This window comes from Acidovorax sp. GW460-11-11-14-LB4 (genome assembly GCF_059423685.1).
Genome location: NZ_JBWKYJ010000068.1, coordinates 1 through 15,959 on the forward strand (window position 1 = coordinate 1; position 15,959 = coordinate 15,959).

Annotated in this window: 10 protein-coding genes; 2 read left to right on the forward strand and 8 right to left on the reverse strand. The window is 65.0% G+C overall.

Going from position 1 to position 15,959, the window contains the following annotated elements; translation table 11 throughout:
• The 3 genes from AC07X4_RS19395 to AC07X4_RS19405 all read right to left on the reverse strand — a co-directional run.
• Positions 1 to 2,045: PAS domain S-box protein (locus AC07X4_RS19395; RefSeq protein WP_494741004.1), on the reverse strand; the 2,045-nt coding region annotated here is incomplete at its 3' end.
• Between the two features lie 209 nt (positions 2,046 to 2,254).
• Complete coding sequence (locus AC07X4_RS19400) at positions 2,255 to 5,173, reverse strand: aconitate hydratase (protein ID WP_494741005.1); 2,919 nt, start codon at positions 5,171 to 5,173, stop codon at positions 2,255 to 2,257.
• Positions 5,174 to 5,371: 198 nt separating this feature from the next.
• Positions 5,372 to 5,779: a hypothetical protein gene (locus tag AC07X4_RS19405; protein WP_260668265.1), complete on the reverse strand. Its 408-nt coding sequence runs from the start codon at positions 5,777 to 5,779 to the stop codon at positions 5,372 to 5,374.
• A gap of 110 nt (positions 5,780 to 5,889) precedes the next feature.
• On the opposite strand from AC07X4_RS19405, the gene AC07X4_RS19410 reads away from it, so the two are divergent.
• Positions 5,890 to 6,765, forward strand: a complete 876-nt coding sequence (locus AC07X4_RS19410) for a helix-turn-helix domain-containing protein (protein WP_056746749.1) — start codon at positions 5,890 to 5,892, stop codon at positions 6,763 to 6,765.
• Between the two features lie 248 nt (positions 6,766 to 7,013).
• Here AC07X4_RS19410 and AC07X4_RS19415 read toward each other — a convergent pair whose 3' ends face one another.
• Both AC07X4_RS19415 and AC07X4_RS19420 read right to left on the reverse strand, forming a co-directional pair.
• On the reverse strand, positions 7,014 to 7,316 hold the full coding sequence (locus AC07X4_RS19415; protein WP_056058651.1) for an H-NS histone family protein: 303 nt from the start codon (positions 7,314 to 7,316) through the stop codon (positions 7,014 to 7,016).
• Between the two features lie 159 nt (positions 7,317 to 7,475).
• Positions 7,476 to 8,771, reverse strand: coding sequence for a hemolysin family protein (locus AC07X4_RS19420; protein ID WP_494741006.1), 1,296 nt, complete (start codon positions 8,769 to 8,771; stop codon positions 7,476 to 7,478).
• 35 nt (positions 8,772 to 8,806) lie between these two features.
• On the opposite strand from AC07X4_RS19420, the gene AC07X4_RS19425 reads away from it, so the two are divergent.
• A complete protein-coding gene (locus AC07X4_RS19425) occupies positions 8,807 to 9,649 on the forward strand; it encodes a symmetrical bis(5'-nucleosyl)-tetraphosphatase (RefSeq protein WP_494741007.1) in 843 nt (280 codons plus the stop codon).
• 82 nt (positions 9,650 to 9,731) lie between these two features.
• Here the strand turns inward: AC07X4_RS19425 and AC07X4_RS19430 are convergent, their stop codons facing one another.
• From AC07X4_RS19430 to AC07X4_RS19440, 3 genes are all read right to left on the reverse strand, one after another.
• Positions 9,732 to 11,213 (reverse strand): DEAD/DEAH box helicase, encoded by a 1,482-nt coding sequence (locus tag AC07X4_RS19430; RefSeq protein WP_056058643.1) that lies wholly within the window; start codon positions 11,211 to 11,213, stop codon positions 9,732 to 9,734.
• A 352-nt stretch (positions 11,214 to 11,565) separates the two neighbouring features.
• Complete coding sequence (locus AC07X4_RS19435) at positions 11,566 to 14,085, reverse strand: ABC transporter permease (RefSeq protein WP_494741008.1); 2,520 nt, start codon at positions 14,083 to 14,085, stop codon at positions 11,566 to 11,568.
• A 65-nt stretch (positions 14,086 to 14,150) separates the two neighbouring features.
• Positions 14,151 to 15,851 (reverse strand): C13 family peptidase, encoded by a 1,701-nt coding sequence (locus AC07X4_RS19440; RefSeq protein WP_494741009.1) that lies wholly within the window; start codon positions 15,849 to 15,851, stop codon positions 14,151 to 14,153.
• Positions 15,852 to 15,959 lie beyond the last annotated feature (108 nt).

Here is a 15,959-nt window from a genome sequence, read left to right on the forward strand (position 1 = left end):
CGTTGCAGGCGGTCCAGCAGCAGGCGGCGGTTGGGCAGGCCGGTGAGCGCGTCGTAGAACGCCAGGCGTTCGATCTCCTGTTCGGCGCGTTTGCGGTCTGTGATGTCGCGGCACACGCCCAGGATGCCCGTCACGCGGCCATGCAGATCGCGGATGGGCGTCTTGATGGTCTCGAACTGGCCCTGGTAGCCGTCTTCGGCGAAGGTGAGCGTTTCCTCATACACCAGCGGCTGCCAGGCCTGCATGGCGCGCTGGTCGTACTTGCGAAAGCGCTCGGCCTCGGCCGCGTTGGTCAGGTCGTAGTCGTTTCGGCCCACCACATCGCGTTCGGGCCGGCCCGCAAAACGCTCGAATACCGGGTTGACCGACAGGTACACCCCGTTGGTGTCCTTCATGAACACCATGTCCGGCATGGCATTGACCACGCTGGCCAGATGCGCCTTCTGCTGGGCCAATTCTTGTTCGATGCGCTTGAGCGCCGTCAAGTCGTAGGCAAACAGCACCACGGCTGCCACCCCTTGCGCCGTCACGCTCTCTGGGGCGATGGTGGTGTGGCGAAACTGTGTGCCGTCAGGGCGGTCAATGCGGTTTTCGAACACCGCGGTCTCGCCCGCAAAGGCTTTTTCAAGGTGCGGGTGGATGCGCGCGAACACTTCGGGCGGGATCACATCCTGCAGCCGCTGCCCTTCCAGCGCCTGGGGCGTGGTGTAGAGCCAGCGTGCCTGCTGTTCATTGACGTACAGCACGCGCAAGTCCCGATCAATCCGCGACACACCACCCGGCACATGGCGCAGCGTGTTGGCCATGAGCGCCTGCTGGGCGTGCGCGGCCTCTTCGGCCTGGTGGTGGGCGGTGATGTCGGTCTGCACGCCATCCCACAGCACCCGGCCATCCTGCAGCCGGCGCGGCGACGAACTCAGGTGCATCCAGCGCACCTGGCCGTCGGTGCGGCGCACCCGAAAAACCGCCTCCAGACTGGTCATGGACAGGTAGGACTGGCGCTCTGCCTGCCGCAGGCGATCTATGTCTTCCGGGAGGATCTGCCGGTACAGCACGCGTGGGTCCTGCAACACGTCTTCGACGCGTACCCCGTTCAGCCGTTCGATGGCGTCGCCCATGTGCACAAAATGCACCCGGCCATCCAGCTCGCGCACGATCTGGAACAACACGCTGTGCGGCAGGTTGCGCCCCAGCAATGACAGACGCCCCTCGCTCTCGCGCAACCGGCTCTCGGCCTCCTGGATGCGCGCAAACGGGCGGCGGATGCCTGCATCAAACACCGCCTGGTACAGCAGCGCATACGCCACCACCCGAAAGCCATGGGACAGCACTCCACCCAGCATCGAATGCCCGCCCAGCGCGCCCACCGTGACCTCGCCGCATACGAAAGCTCCGGCCGCCCAGGCAAACAGGCGTTCACGCGGTGCCTCTTCGCTGCGGCTGCGGCGATGCAACACCACAGCGCTGGCGGCCAAGGCCAGGGCGAGCCCCACGGCCACCACCTGGCGCAAGGCACCGTCTGCAGCATGGGCAAACCACTGGGGCAGCGGCCCCAGCGACGACCCTGCGAGCACCAGCGTGACACCCCCCGCCGCTGCCAGCCAGGCGCGAGCCGGCCCGGGGGCAGACAAGCGCGTGGCGGTGAGCCCCAAGGTCAGGGCCTCGGCCACACGCGCCCAACTGCTCAGCCACAACGACATGTCGGCACTGCCCGGCGGCATGTGCACAGGGCCGGAGTGCACCAGCACCCCGTGCAGAAAATTGCAGGCCGCCGCTACGCCAAAACCCACCACCAGGACATTGGCGCGCGCCTGCTCCTGCGCCTCCAGGGCGTGCAGGGACACCGACACCACCAGCAGTCCCAGCAGCACCGCCACCAGCTCCAGCAACGGTTCCACCCCGTGCTGGGCGCCCGCCCCATCCCCCAGCATCTGCGCCAGCGGCACCACGACCAGCGCCAGCACTGCCACCACCAGCACCGCGGTGATGGCGGGCGCATCCGACCAGGGCATGCGCGCTGTCGGAGAGCTGTTGGGAGGTGGCATGGACGAAGGGGTGAATGGCAGTGCCAGCGAAATGGCCGCACAACGTCACAAGTGTATCTACGCGTAAGGAAATGACCAGAGCGCTCGCACCATGAAAAACGGGGCCAAAGCCCCGTCCAAGACAACCCTGGACTGCGCTGCGCCCAGGCGTTGCGTGCACGCATCAGCGCGGGGCGCGATGCGGCAAGTAAGAAGGATGCAGCGGGCCTTCAACCCTCCAGCAGCTGGCGCAGCACAAACGGCAAGATGCCCCCGGCCTGGTAGTAGTCCACCTCGATGGGGGTGTCGATGCGCAGGGTCACCGTCACTTCCTGGCGCGTGCCGTCGGCACGGTGAATGACCAGCCTCGCATCGCTCTGTGGCGTGAGTGCGGCATCAGGCACCACATCAATCACCTCATTGCCCGTCAGGCCCAGCGTTTCCCAAGAATCGCCCGCCTTGAACTGCAGCGGCAACACGCCCATGCCAACGAGGTTGGAGCGGTGAATGCGCTCAAAGCTGCGCGCCACCACCGCCTTGATGCCGAGCAGTTGCGTGCCCTTGGCGGCCCAGTCGCGGCTGGAGCCGGTGCCGTACTCTTCGCCCGCAAAAATCACGGTGGGCGTGCCCTGCGCCATGTACTGCATGGCGGCATCAAAGATGAACATCTTCTCGCCCTGCAGCGGACCATCGTTCTGGAACAACGTGACGCCGCCCTCTTCACGCGAGCCATCGGCGGTGGGCGGAATCATCAGGTTCTTGATGCGCACATTGGCAAAGGTGCCGCGCATCATCACGTCATGGTTGCCCCGGCGGGCGCCGTAGCTGTTGAAGTCTGCCTTTTGCACGCCGTGCTGCAACAGCCACTGGCCTGCGGGTGAGCTTTCCTTGATGGAGCCTGCGGGCGAGATGTGGTCGGTGGTGATGGAGTCGCCGAACAGCGCCATGATGCGCGCGCTGTGCACCGCCGACGCGGCCGCAGCGCCTTTGTCGAGCGCAAACTGGGCAAAAAACGGCGGCTCGGCAATGTATGTGCTGGCGGGCCAGGTGTAGGCCGTACCGCTCACGCCCTTGATCTTCTCCCACAGCTTGCCGGGGTCGGAGGCCACCTTGGAATAGTTCTCGCGGAAGGCCTTGCCGTTCATCGCGAACTTCAGCAGTGCGTGGACTTCGTCGCTGGTGGGCCAGATATCGCCCAGGTAGATGTCCTTGCCGCCCTTGCCCTTGCCCACGGGTTCGGTCATCAGGTCTTTGAGCACCGTGCCCGCGATGGCGTACGCCACCACCAGCGGCGGACTGGCCAGAAAGTTCGCCTTGAGGTTGGGATGGATGCGCGCCTCGAAATTGCGGTTGCCCGACAGCACGGCTGCGCAGACCAGATCGTTGCTGGTGATGACCTCGTTCAATTCGGGGGTGAGGTCGCCCGCGTTGCCGATGCAGGTGGTGCAGCCATAGCCCGCCAGCGCAAAGCCCAGCTTTTCCAGGTACGGCAGCAGCCCGGTCTGCGTGAGGTATTCGGTGACGATGCGCGAGCCGGGGGCCAGCGAGGTCTTGATGTGCGGCTGCACCTTGAGGCCTGCCTCCACCGCCTTCTTGGCCAAGAGGCCTGCAGCCAGCAGCACGCTGGGGTTGCTGGTGTTGGTGCAGCTGGTGATGGCGGCAATCAGCACGTCGCCATTGCCCACTGTGGGGTCAGCCCCCTTGGCGGGCAGCGTGGCTGCGCGGGACTCGCCGTGCGCAGTGGCCAGTGCGGGTTTGTTGGCCTCCATCTCGACCACCGAGCGCGGTGCGCCGGCCGGCGTGGGCTTGCCGTCTGGCGTAGCCTCTTCGGCGGCAGCTTCGCCATGGCGGTGGATGTGATGGCGCGTGTGCAGCAGCTCTGCCGGGCGGTTGAAGCCGTTTTGCGCGTTGGGCTTGCTGAACAGCTCAGCGAACTGGCTGCTGACCTTGCCCAGCTCGATGCGGTCTTGCGGGCGCTTGGGGCCCGCCAGGCTGGGGGTGACGCTGCCAAGGTCGAGCTTGACGACCTGCGAGTAGTCGACCTCGCCGGCCAGCGGCACACCAAACAGCCCCTGGGCCTTGAAGTAGGCCTCGAAGGCCTCGATCTCGCCCTTGGTACGGCCCGTGCCCTTGAAGTAGTCGATGGTCTTTTCGTCCACCGGGAAGAAGCCCATGGTGGCGCCGTACTCCGGCGCCATGTTGCCGATGGTGGCGCGGTCGGGCAGCGCCAGGGTGCGCGTGCCTTCGCCAAAGAACTCCACGAACTTGCCCACCACCTTGTGCTGGCGCAGCAGCTCGGTCACCGTGAGCACCAGGTCGGTGGCCGTCACGCCCTCGCGCAGCTGGCCGGTCATCTCAAAGCCCACCACATCGGGCGTGAGGAAGTACACCGGCTGGCCCAGCATGGCGGCCTCGGCCTCGATGCCGCCCACGCCCCAGCCCACCACGCCGATGCCGTTGATCATGGTGGTGTGGCTGTCGGTGCCCACCAGGGTGTCGGGGTAGTAGACGCCATCCTTGCGCTTGTGCACGCCGCGCGCCAGGTATTCGAGGTTGACCTGGTGCACGATGCCAAAGCCCGGGGGCACCACACCAAAGGTGTCAAAGGCCTGCATGCCCCACTTCATGAACTCGTAGCGCTCTTTGTTGCGCTGGAATTCGAGCTTCATGTTCAGGTCGAGCGAATTCTTCTTGCCGTAGTGGTCGACCATGATCGAGTGGTCCACCACCAGGTCCACCGGCACCAGGGGCTCGATCTTCTTGGGGTTCTTGCCCAGCTTGGCGGCCACGCTGCGCATGGCGGCCAGATCGGCCAGCAAAGGCACACCGGTGAAGTCCTGCAGCACCACGCGCGAGACGACAAAAGGGATCTCGTCGGTGCGCGCGGCATTGGGCGCCCAGTGCGCAAGCTGTTGCACATGCTCGGCCGTCACCTTGCGGCCGTCGCAATTGCGCAGCACCGATTCGAGCACGATGCGGATCGACACCGGCAGACGCTGGATCTGCGGAAACTGCTTGGCAAGCGCGGGCAGAGAGTAGAACTTGCCCTCCTTGCCCGACGCTGTTTTGAAGCCCTTGAGCGTGTTGGCAAAGGCGTGGCGTGCGGGTCGGGACGACGGTTTGGCTAGCGGCTTGGACGATGAGGCCATGGCGAACTCCTTGATAAGGCAACAGCGTCTATTCTGGCAGTCCCCCATGACGGCGCAATCGTTGGGGGTATGCCGCTGTGCCCCGCCGCCCTGGCGCAGAGGCCCATACGACGCTCTTTTCACCATTTTTGCGGAAAAACTCGGCCAAGCGCTACATCCTTATGCCTCGATAGCTATCAAATATATAGCGCAAAAGAACTAAGCGGCAGCCCAAGCAGGCAGGCGGCGCACACCCATCCACTGCAGCTCAGCAATGAGCGCCACCGAGACCACGTGCACCACCAGGTACGCCTGACCCAGCAACGTGGGTGCCACGGCGTTACCGAGCAGCAGCACCAGGCTGGCCAACGCCCATCCAAAGTTGGCGGCGATCAGCGCCCACAGCCCTCCGCGCGGCATGGTGCGCGCGCGGGCAATGCGGGTGGCCAGTGCTGCGTAGCCCAGCAGCAAAACGCCGGACACCACCAGCAGTCCGTGCGGCAGCCCCAGCCATTCGGCCAGCGACGCCGTCAGCAGCAGATGCAAGGCGCCCAACAGCAGCCCGGTGGACGCATCGAACCAGACCACGGCACGCAAAAGGGAGGGGGAAGACAACAGGTTCAACATGGCAAGCTCCTTGGGGGTTGAAGAAGGCTGCATCGTTGCCGCTGCGGCGCATGGCGTCGATGACATGGCAGGTAATGGCCTGCGGCCTGGTTGGGCCTAGGATGCGAGGCATGACGTCCGCACCCTCCACCCCCTCTCGCCGCACCCCGCGCCATCCGCTGCCGCACCGCAGCACAGCGGCGGGGCCTGCCAGTTTTGGCGACCACCTGCGCACCTGGCGCCAGCAGCGGCACCTGAGTCAGCTGGAGCTGGCCGACGAGGCAGACATCTCCACGCGGCACGTGAGCTTCATGGAAACCGGCCGCACCAATCCCAGCCGCGACATGGTGCTGCGCCTGTGCGAGCGCCTGGCCATCCCGCTGCGCGAACGCAACGCACTGCTGGTGGCAGCCGGCTACGCCCCCATGTACCGAGAACGCGCGCTGGACGACCCGGCACTGACCGCAGCGCGCCAGGCCGTCGAGCTGGTGCTCAAGGGCCATGAGCCCTGCCCCGCCATCGCACTCGACCGCTGCTGGAATGTGGTGGCTGCCAACCGCGCAGCGCAGGCCTTGCTGGCCGCGCATGTGAGCCCTGAACTGTTAGTGCCCCCCATCAACGTGTTCCGCCTGAGCCTGCACCCCGACGGCCTGGCGTCACGCATCGCCAATCTGGCGCAATGGCGCCACCACCTCTTCGAGCGCCTGCGCCAGCAGATTCATGCCACGGGGGACCCGGCATTGCTGGCCCTGCAGGCCGAACTGCTGGAATACCCCGCGCCCGATGAATCCACACCACTCGTCATGGCGGGAGAAATGCTGGGTGTGGTGATGCCGTTTTGTTTCAATAGCATGCACGGCATGCTGTCGCTCATCAGCACCACGACGATATTCGGCACTCCAGTGGATGTGACGCTGCAGGAGCTGGCGGTGGAATCGTTTTTCCCGGCCGACGCATTTACTGCCCAGGTACTGCGGGAGATGGCGCAGCAATATGCTGCGGACTGACGGCCTGGGGTGGGTTGAACCACAACACGCAGACCGATTTTTTAGGTTCCGTGCGCAATGGCTGGTCGGGAAAGCGGTTTTTGCGGTATCCACCCAGTGAATGCAGGGCGCAGATTTTGTGTCCCCAGCGATGTATGAAGGATCCAGATGCTGGGCCAGGCTCGGTAGTTCGACGCCCCATGCCAAGCCACCCAAAAAAATAGCCCGCAGTTGCGGGCTATTTTTTTGGGTGCAGCGAATGCCGGTTCTCAGATGGCGAACTTTTCGCGGTTTTCGTTCTGAATCCACTTGGGCGCCTTGCCACGGCCGGTCCATGTCTGGCCAGTCGCCGGGTCGCGGTATTTGGGGGCTACTTTGGTACCTGCGGTAGAGCTGCGGCCGGTTTTCCCTGCGGCCTTGCCCGCAGGGAACACATCCTGGGCGGTCAGACCATATTCGGCCACCAAGGCACGCACTTGGGAAACAGCGTCCGACAATTCTCGGCGACGGGCTTCGCTGATTTGTTGCTCAAGCGCTTCACGCTGCTTCAAAAGTTCTTTGTAGCTGGTCATGGTGTCTGAATAAGAAAATGGGGTTGGTGACAGCGCGATTATATGGATAACCGCTGCGAGCACACGCCGGGGTAAAGATTTTGCATTAAGAAACCACAAAAATACTGCCTGGCATATTCAGCACCTGGACAGCCGGTGGTCCAAGAAGCCACAAAGGCTTCAAAGTGCGCTGTCAGGCTGTGCAAATACGCGGTCAATGCGTTTCCCCTCCAGGGCCAGTACCTCGAATATCCAGCCCACGCACACAATCTGTTCGCCTACGGCAGGTAAATGCCCCGTTTCTGCCATCAAAAACCCCGCCAGGGTGTTATACCGCCCACGGTCTTCCTGCGGCAGATCTCGAATATCCAGGCGGGCCTTGAGTTCGGACACAGGCATCAGCCCATCGAGCAGCCATGCGCCATCCCCACGCGGGGTGGCCCAGGCATCGGCGGCAGCGCCGGGCTGCAATTCACCGGTAATGGCTTCGAGCAGATCGTGCGGGGTCATGATGCCCTGCACCACGCCATATTCGTCCACCACAAACACCATGCGCCCCGAGCGCGCTCGAAACTGCTCCAGCAGCTCCATGCCGCTCAAGGTCTCGGGCAAAAAGGCGGCGGGCTTCACATACTGTTCCAGCGTGCCGGGCGCTTCAGGCCCCAGCTCCAGCAACCGGGCCACGCTCACAATACCCACCACCTCGTCCAGAGAGTTGCGACACACGGGGTACCACGAATGCGCGGCATGCTCGCCGCCACGGCCCGCCTGCTGCAAGCCCTGCAACACCGACCACCCTGCATCGAGCCAGCCCACATCACTGCGCGGCACCATCAGCGAGGTCAATGGCCGATCATCCAGGCGAAACACGTTTTGCACCATCTGGTGCTCATGGTGCTCGATCACACCGGCCTCGCGCCCTTCTTCCAGGCTGGCAACGATTTCTTCTTCCGTGACCGAACGCCCTGCTGTGTTGTCCACCTGCATCAGGCGCAGCACCCCTTGGGTTGAGAGCGACAACAGGCGCACAAAAGGCTTGGCCACCCGGGCCACCCAGGCCATGGGTCGCGCCACCAGGCGGGACACCGCCTCGGGATAGAGCTGTCCGATGCGTTTGGGCACCAGTTCGCCAAACACGATCGTGACGAAGGTGATGACGGTTACCACCAGCGCGGTGGCGGTGATGCTGGCGGCCCGCACAGGCATCCCGAGCTGCTGCAGCCACAGCCCCAGGTCATCGCTGAAAGCAGCCTCTCCGAGGATCCCGTTGAGCATGCCAATGGAGGTGATGCCCACTTGCACCGAGGACAAAAACTGCGTGGGGTTCTCAAGCAGCGCCAGAGCGGCCTGTGCGCCCTTGTCACCCGCCTCGGCCATGGCGGTCAGCCGCGACCTGCGACTTGACGCCAGCGCCAGCTCGGACATCGCGAACACGCCGTTGAGCAGGGTCAGCAGCGCGATCAGCAGAAAATCCATGCTTCACTCAATCAGGTTTGCAACCGACGACCATCATGGCACTTTACTGTATCGGCGACATTCAGGGCTGCGACGACGCCCTGGGGCGCCTGCTCGACACCATCGGCTTTTCTGCCAGCCGTGACACGGTGTACCTGCTGGGGGACCTCGTCAACCGCGGCCCCGACTCCGCCGCCGTGCTACGCCGCTGCATGCAGCAGGGCGACGCCATCCGCTGCCTGCTGGGCAACCACGACCTGCACTTGCTCGCTGCCGCACACGGCGCGCGCAAGCCTTCGCGCCGCGACACCCTGGCCTCGGTGCTCGACGCCCCAGACCGCAGCGCTTTGCTCGAGTGGCTGCGCCACCAGCCATTGGCGCGGGCCCACGAGCATGCCGGCCAGACCCTGCTGATGGTGCATGCGGGCGTGGTCCCCGCCTGGACCCCCACAGACACCCTGGAACGCGCGCAGGAGGTCCATGCCGTGTTGGGTAGCCCGGACCTGCCCGCCTTCTTGCACAGCATGTATGGCAACACGCCGGACCACTGGAGCGATACCCTCACAGGCACTGACCGGCTGCGCGTGATCGTGAACGCGCTGACGCGCATGCGCTTTTGCTCATTCGACGGTGTGATGGATTTTGAAAGCACCGAAAGTGCCTGCGCTGCCCCAGAGGGCCTGATGCCCTGGTTTGATGTGCCAGGCCGGCGCACCGCTGGCACGCTGATGGCCTTTGGCCACTGGTCCACACTAGGCTGGCTCAACCGCAGCGAACTCCTGGGCCTGGATACCGGCTGTGTATGGGGAGGGTGCCTGAGTGCCGTGCGTTTCGGCGCGACACTGGCTGACCGCGAGCTGCTGCAGGTGCATTGCGAACAGGCGCAGCAGCCGGGCTAGAGCTGGGGAACTGGGGATTGACCCGGGCAGTCAACGCGCCCGGGACGCACACCACGGCAGCCAGCGCAAAGAGCGGCAGCCGTTACTGCGTGGAGGTCTCGGGTTGAACCGCCTTGAACAAGGCTGCCACCTTGCGCTTGGGCTTGATGTTGGCCGAAATGCTGCTGCGCGCAGGCGATTTGGCGGCGGCCTCCCAGGCGGGGGCGGTATCCGCACTGCTGGGTTCGTAAGGCTTTTCGAAGAAGGGATCGCGCGAGGCCACGGCAGGGCGGAAACCCCGGTGGTGTTCACGCGGCTCGCGGGGTTCACGGCGCTCGTTGCGCTCACGCACGGCAGCTGGAATCACATCGCGCGGATCACCGGTCTCGCCTGCTTCACGCCATGCGCGGCGGCCGTCGTTGATGCGGCCGCGGGGGCGGTCTTCTTCGTATTCGATGGCTTCGAGATCGATCTTTTTCTTGATCAGCTTCTCAATGTCGGCCACCAGGCGGGCATCGCTGCCCGAAACCAGCGTGACGGCCAGGCCGGACGCGCCCGCACGGCCCGTGCGGCCAATGCGGTGCACATAGTCTTCCGCATTGAAAGGCACGTCGAAGTTGAACACCGCAGGCACGTCCTTGATGTCCAGGCCGCGTGCTGCCACATCGGTGCACACCAGCAGATCAACCTCGCCGCTCTTGAAGGCTTCCAGCGCCTTCAGTCGCTCGTCCTGGCTCTTGTCGCCGTGCAAGGCTGCGGTCTTGAGGCCCTCACGCTCCAGGCTGCGCGCCAAACGGGCGCATCCGAGCTTGCTGTTCACGAAGATGAAAGCCTGCTTGATGCCGCGCGTCTTGAGCACCTGGTGGATGGCTCGGCGCTTGTCGTCATCATTGGCGCTGTAAAAGCGCTGCTCCACCGTGGAGGCCGTCTCGTTCGGGCGGGCCACCTCAATGGTGATGGGGTTTTGCAGGTAGCTGCTGGCCAGGCGCTTGATCTCGGGCGAGAAGGTGGCGCTGAACAGAAGCGTGGTGCGCTGCTTGGGCAGGTAGCTCAGGATGCGCTGAAGGTCGGGCAGAAAACCGATGTCCAGCATGCGGTCGGCCTCGTCGAGCACCACGTACTCCACCTGGTTGAGCACCGCATTCTTGGCCTCGATATGGTCGAGCAGGCGGCCCGGCGTAGCCACCAGCACTTCGACGCCTTTTTTCAGCTCGATGGTCTGGGGCTTCATGTCCATGCCGCCAAACACCACCGTGCTGCGCAGTTTGGTGTACTTGGCGTACAGCGCAATCTGCTGGGCCACCTGGTCGGCCAACTCACGGGTGGGCAACAGCACCAGAGCGCGCACAGGGTGGCGAGCGGGGGATGTGGAACTGCTCTCGTGCTTGAGCAGGCGCTGCAGCAAAGGCAGCGAGAACGCGGCGGTTTTGCCGGTGCCGGTCTGGGCTGCGCCCATCACGTCCTGGCCGGTGAGCACCACCGGGATGGCCTGCGCCTGGATGGGCGTCATGGACTCGTAGCCCATTTCGGCTACGGCGCGCGCCAGCGGCTCAGCCAGCGATAGATTGGAAAAGGAACTTGTCATTTAGCCCTCTATTGTCGCACCGGTGGCCCAAAAAGCGATTTTTCGGGCCCGGAGCAGCAAAAATGCAGTAGGAGCAGCCAGCGCATTGGCGAGTATTCGCTATCTATTTGATAGCTATCAGCGCATATGAATTCGGCGCTATCGTCTGTTTTTATTCAAACTCTGGGCCGGCGAGGCCAATGGCCGCAACACCTTGCGCCGCGTGCGGTCGTTGCATCGCGGGGCGAGCAATGTCCCGCAGCTGCCACGACAAACCCCCTCGGAAAGCGTTTGGCACCAGCGAAAGGCAGAGGGCGCTCGTGCGGACTCTCACCCTTTCCGGACGCAGTGCAGTGCGCCTGCTGCTGTCCAGCTACTCGGCAGACCGCCTGAGCGTGTCCACCACCGGGCGCAGCAGCACCTCGCGCAGACCCCACCAGCCTGCGGCCAGCGCCAGCAACGCGCCCGCGAGCGCACCGGCCAGCGGCACCCAGGGGGCGGCGGTCCAGGTGAAGTCAAACACATAACGCGCCAATGCCCAGCCCACGCCCACCGCCACCGCGCTGGCCAGAAAGCCCGCCAGCAGACCTACCCCCACCAGTTCGGCCCGCTGCACCTGACGCAGCAGGCTGGCACGGGCCCCCACGGCACGCATGATGGCGTACTCGCGTGCGCGCTCCTCGCGCGTGGCCGTGACGGCGGCAAACAGCACCACCAGCCCAGCTGCGAGCGTGAAGGCAAACAAGAACTCCACCGCCCGGATCACCTGCTCCAGCACCCGCTGCACCTGGGCAATGGTGGCGCCCATGTCCACGTTGGTGATGTTGGGAAACTGGCGCACCAGCGCGTTGTCGAAACCGTGGGTTTCTGGAGCGCGGTAGGCGGCCAGGTAGGTGACCGGGACATCCTTGACCTCGGCCACCGGGTACATCACAAAGAAGTTGGCGCGCATGGAGCCCCAGTCCACCTTGCGCAGGCTGGTGATGCGGGCTTCGTCCTGCACGCCGCCCATATCGAACTGCAAACGGTCACCCAGCTGCAGGCCCAGCGTCTGGGCAATACCTTCTTCCACGCTGATGGCGCCCTCCTCGCCGGGCGTCCAGCGCCCGGCCACCACCTGGTTGTGGGGCGGTGCCTCCACAGCGTTGGACAGGTTGAATTCTCGGTCCACCAGGCGCTTGGCGCGGTCGTCGGTATAGTTGTCGGGGCCCACTGGCTTGCCGTTCACGGCCACCAGCCGGCCCCGGATCATGGGGTACCAGTCGTAGCGACCCACTCCGCTGTCCTTGAGCGTCTGCTGAAAGGCCTCCGACTGGTCAGGCATCACGTTGATGACAAAACGGTTGGGGGCATCGGGCGGGGTCGCCTTGCGCCAGCTGCTGATGAGGTCGGTGCGCAGCAGCACCAGCAGCACCAGGGCCAGCAGACCCACCGCCAGACTGCTGACCTGCACCACGGCATAGGCCGGGCGCGCAGAAATCTGCCGCGTGGCCAGTACAAGCCAGCGCGGTGCCGTGCTTTCGTTCACGCTCTTGCGCAGAAGCTTGACCGCGACCCATGACAGGCCTGCAAACAGCGCCACGGCGCCGGCAAAACCGCCCACCGCAATCAGACCCAGCTTGATGTCGCTGCTGACAGCCAGCAACAGCGCGGCGAAGCCCGCAATGCCGATACCCAGCACTGCCAGCGAGGCGGGCTTGAGCCCCCCCACATCACGCCGTATCACCCGCAATGGTGGCACCTGCGCCAGCTGCAGCACCGGCGGCAAGCCAAACGCAAACAGCAGCGTGAGCCCCATGCCCAGGCCAAACACCACCGGCCACAGGCTGGGCGAAGGCAAGGCCGATTCCACCAATCCCGCTAGCAGCAGCACAAACGCGTAATGCACCACATAGCCCAGCGCCACGCCCAAGGAGCTGGCAAACAGGCCGATCAGCGCGAACTCCGTGGTGTAGGCCCCAGCAATGGTGCGCTGGCTCTGCCCCAGCACACGCAGCATGGCCGAAGCGTCGAGGTGCTCCGCCGCAAAGCCGCGCGCGGCCAGCGCCACGGCCACGGCTGACAACAGTGCAGCCAGCAGCGCTACCAGGCTCAGGAATTTCTGCGCGCGGTCCAGCGTCTGGCGCATCTCGGGGCGGCCGCTTTCCAGCGACTCCACGCGCACGCCATGCACTTCGGGCTTCTTGGCCTCGACCACCGCCCAATCGTTGAACGCCTTGATGGCCGACGCCGGGCCGACCACGGCAAAGCGGTAGGTCAGGCGGCTGGCAGGTTGCACGAGCCCCGTGGCGGGCAGGTCGCGTTCGTTCACCATCACACGTGGTGCAAAGCTCATGAAGCCCGCCCCCCGGTCAGGCTCGATGACAATGATGCGCGCGATGCGCAGTTGCGCATCGCCCAGCAACAGCTTGTCGCCCATGGCGAGGTTGAGCGATTCGAGCAGTGGCGCGTCCACCCACACCTCGCCGGGCGCCGGGATGTCACGCGTCGGCTGCTCCAGCGCGCCGGGGGCATCTGCCACCGTGAGGCTGCCGCGCAGCGGGTAACCCAGCTGCACGCTCTTGAGTGCCACCAGCTTGCTGGCGCCGCCCTGCGCATCGCTCGCGCGGCCCATGGTCGGAAAGCCCAGCGTGGTGACCGATTGCAACCCCAGCGCCTTGGCGCGCTCCACGAATGCCGCGGGCGTTGGGTTGTCGCTGGCCACGACTGCATCCCCCCCCAGCAGCTGCAGGGCATCGCGCTGCAGTCCGCCTTGCAGGCGATCGGCAAAAAAACCCACAGACGTGAGCGCGGCCACTGCCAGGGTGACCGCCACAATCAACAGGCGCAACTCGCCCGCGCGCAGGTCCCGGGCCAGGGTGCGCCAGCCAAGGCGCAGGAAAGACAGGTTCATGGGCAGACCTTAGCGCAAAGCGAACGGGCTGGCGGGCCGTGGGGTGTTAGAACGTGTTCAACGCATCAGGGCCGCGGGGATGGCGCTGTGGCGGTGTCGGTCGCCGCAGCTGTCGCCGGCACCGGACTCGGCGCTTCGGCCGCCGGCGCCGGGGCTGCGCTGGAGGCATTTGGTGCCTCCGTCTGCAGCCGCTGTTCCAGCGCCTGCAACACCGGGGCGATCTGTTGGCCCACGCGGATCTGCGGGTTCGAAAAGCCGTCGGCCTTGCCGGCCTCGACCTCACGCTGCTGAATCAGCGGCACAGCCTTGGCAAAGGCCTCGGTGAAGGAATGGGTCTGGCGCAGTTGTTCATGAAACACCGCGCGGCCAAAGAAAGTCAGCTCAGACAGCCTGCCGCAGCCATACGAGGTGTGAGTGGCGTCGGCCGCCGTCATGATCAGGGTGCTGTCGGTGGCCAGCGGTTCGATCCAGCCTCCCGAAAAGCAGGCAGACACTGCGATCACGCGGTTGCGGATACCCGATTCGTCCAGCGCTGCGCGCAGCATCTCCGGCGTCACCGGCGGCACCTGCAGCGGCCAGTGTGCGGCGGCCAGTTCATGGTTGCGTGCGCCATGCGAGGTCATGTAAATCACCAGCACATCATGCTCGCGATCCATGCGCGCGGCCAGCGCAGCAATGGCGCGTTGCAGATTCTCGGGCGTCGCCCAGGGGTGGGTCTCGGCAGTTTCAGCATGGTTGAGCAGGTGCAGAACCCGGCCCTGGGCGTCAAACCGCTCCTGCAGCAGCGTGGTGACCATCGTGCTTTCGCGGCGGAACACGTTTTCATCCGCATAGGGCGCGAACACCAACCCATAGACATCCACAACGCCGGGACGCTGAGGCAACAAAGCATCCACCTGCTGTTGCCACAGCAGCTGCTGGTTCTCAAAAAGGCCTTGCGATAGCGCCAGTTGCGCAGGCTCTGGAGGCTGTGCTCCGTCGGCGGACGCGGCAGATGCATCGGCCACCGCCAGGGCGTCTTCCTCCCAGGGCTGGTCCTGAAACTGCCACATGCCCACCCCGACCACCACAGCCATCGCCACGCCAAAGACCGCAGTGCGCACCCGCGATCGGATGAAGCGGGCACTCACCACCACCAACGTGGCCAGCACCCATACCGTGAGCACGCCGTAGGCCACCCAGAAAAGGATGCTCGCCACCGGCCCATTCCACAGTGCAGGCTGGTGAACCGCCAATCCCATCAGGACATAGAGCACCAGCAAGGGGGCCAAGGGCGCCCACGCCGACAGCACATACCAAGCGGCCAGCCCGCCCGAGGGGCCGGGCACACCCAGCTCGGGCGCAGGGGTAGGAGCACGCTGTGCTGGCGCCATGGCCCACCAAGCCAGCCACAGCAGCACCAGGCTGCTCCACATGGGGGTGAGCCAGCCACGCATGCTGAACTGGGCCGGGCCCACGACCTGTAACCGTGCAGCGCCCACCAGCAAAGCGCCGCTGATCAACGACAACACCAGCAACTGCCAGGGCGTGGGTGCCGCAGCCCCTGTACGCGGCGCCAGAAACAGTGCAGCGCGCAGTCCTTCGCGCATCCAGCCCCACAGTGAAAGGCGCTCCGTGGCGGAAACCGCCCTGATGGCAGACGATGTGGGCAGGTCTTGCGGCGACCGGCTCAAAGGAACTTCAATTTCCGTGTGGGCCAGTTCTGGTCCCCACTGGCTGGGCAACGTGTCGGCCCAGGTGCTGCTGCTGGCGTTCAGGTCTTTCATGCGCGCATCATGCCATCGCGGGGTGACGCCTTCTGTGGCCGCGGAATCCGTCGAAGCCAGGACGCAAGAGGCTGCAGGAACGGGCCAAAAGACGATGAAGAGCGATGC

What these genes read in the sequence shown, in the direction of transcription:
- AC07X4_RS19400 (WP_494741005.1), bottom strand. Translation starts at nt 5,173, where the DNA reads ATGGCCTCATCGTCCAAGCCGCTAGCCAAACCGTCGTCCCGACCCGCA.
- AC07X4_RS19405 (WP_260668265.1), bottom strand. Translation starts at nt 5,779, where the DNA reads ATGTTGAACCTGTTGTCTTCCCCCTCCCTTTTGCGTGCCGTGGTCTGG.
- AC07X4_RS19410 (WP_056746749.1), top strand. Translation starts at nt 5,890, where the DNA reads ATGACGTCCGCACCCTCCACCCCCTCTCGCCGCACCCCGCGCCATCCG.
- AC07X4_RS19415 (WP_056058651.1), bottom strand. Translation starts at nt 7,316, where the DNA reads ATGACCAGCTACAAAGAACTTTTGAAGCAGCGTGAAGCGCTTGAGCAA.
- AC07X4_RS19420 (WP_494741006.1), bottom strand. Translation starts at nt 8,771, where the DNA reads ATGGATTTTCTGCTGATCGCGCTGCTGACCCTGCTCAACGGCGTGTTC.
- AC07X4_RS19425 (WP_494741007.1), top strand. Translation starts at nt 8,807, where the DNA reads ATGGCACTTTACTGTATCGGCGACATTCAGGGCTGCGACGACGCCCTG.
- AC07X4_RS19430 (WP_056058643.1), bottom strand. Translation starts at nt 11,213, where the DNA reads ATGACAAGTTCCTTTTCCAATCTATCGCTGGCTGAGCCGCTGGCGCGC.
- AC07X4_RS19435 (WP_494741008.1), bottom strand. Translation starts at nt 14,085, where the DNA reads ATGAACCTGTCTTTCCTGCGCCTTGGCTGGCGCACCCTGGCCCGGGAC.
- AC07X4_RS19440 (WP_494741009.1), bottom strand. Translation starts at nt 15,851, where the DNA reads ATGAAAGACCTGAACGCCAGCAGCAGCACCTGGGCCGACACGTTGCCC.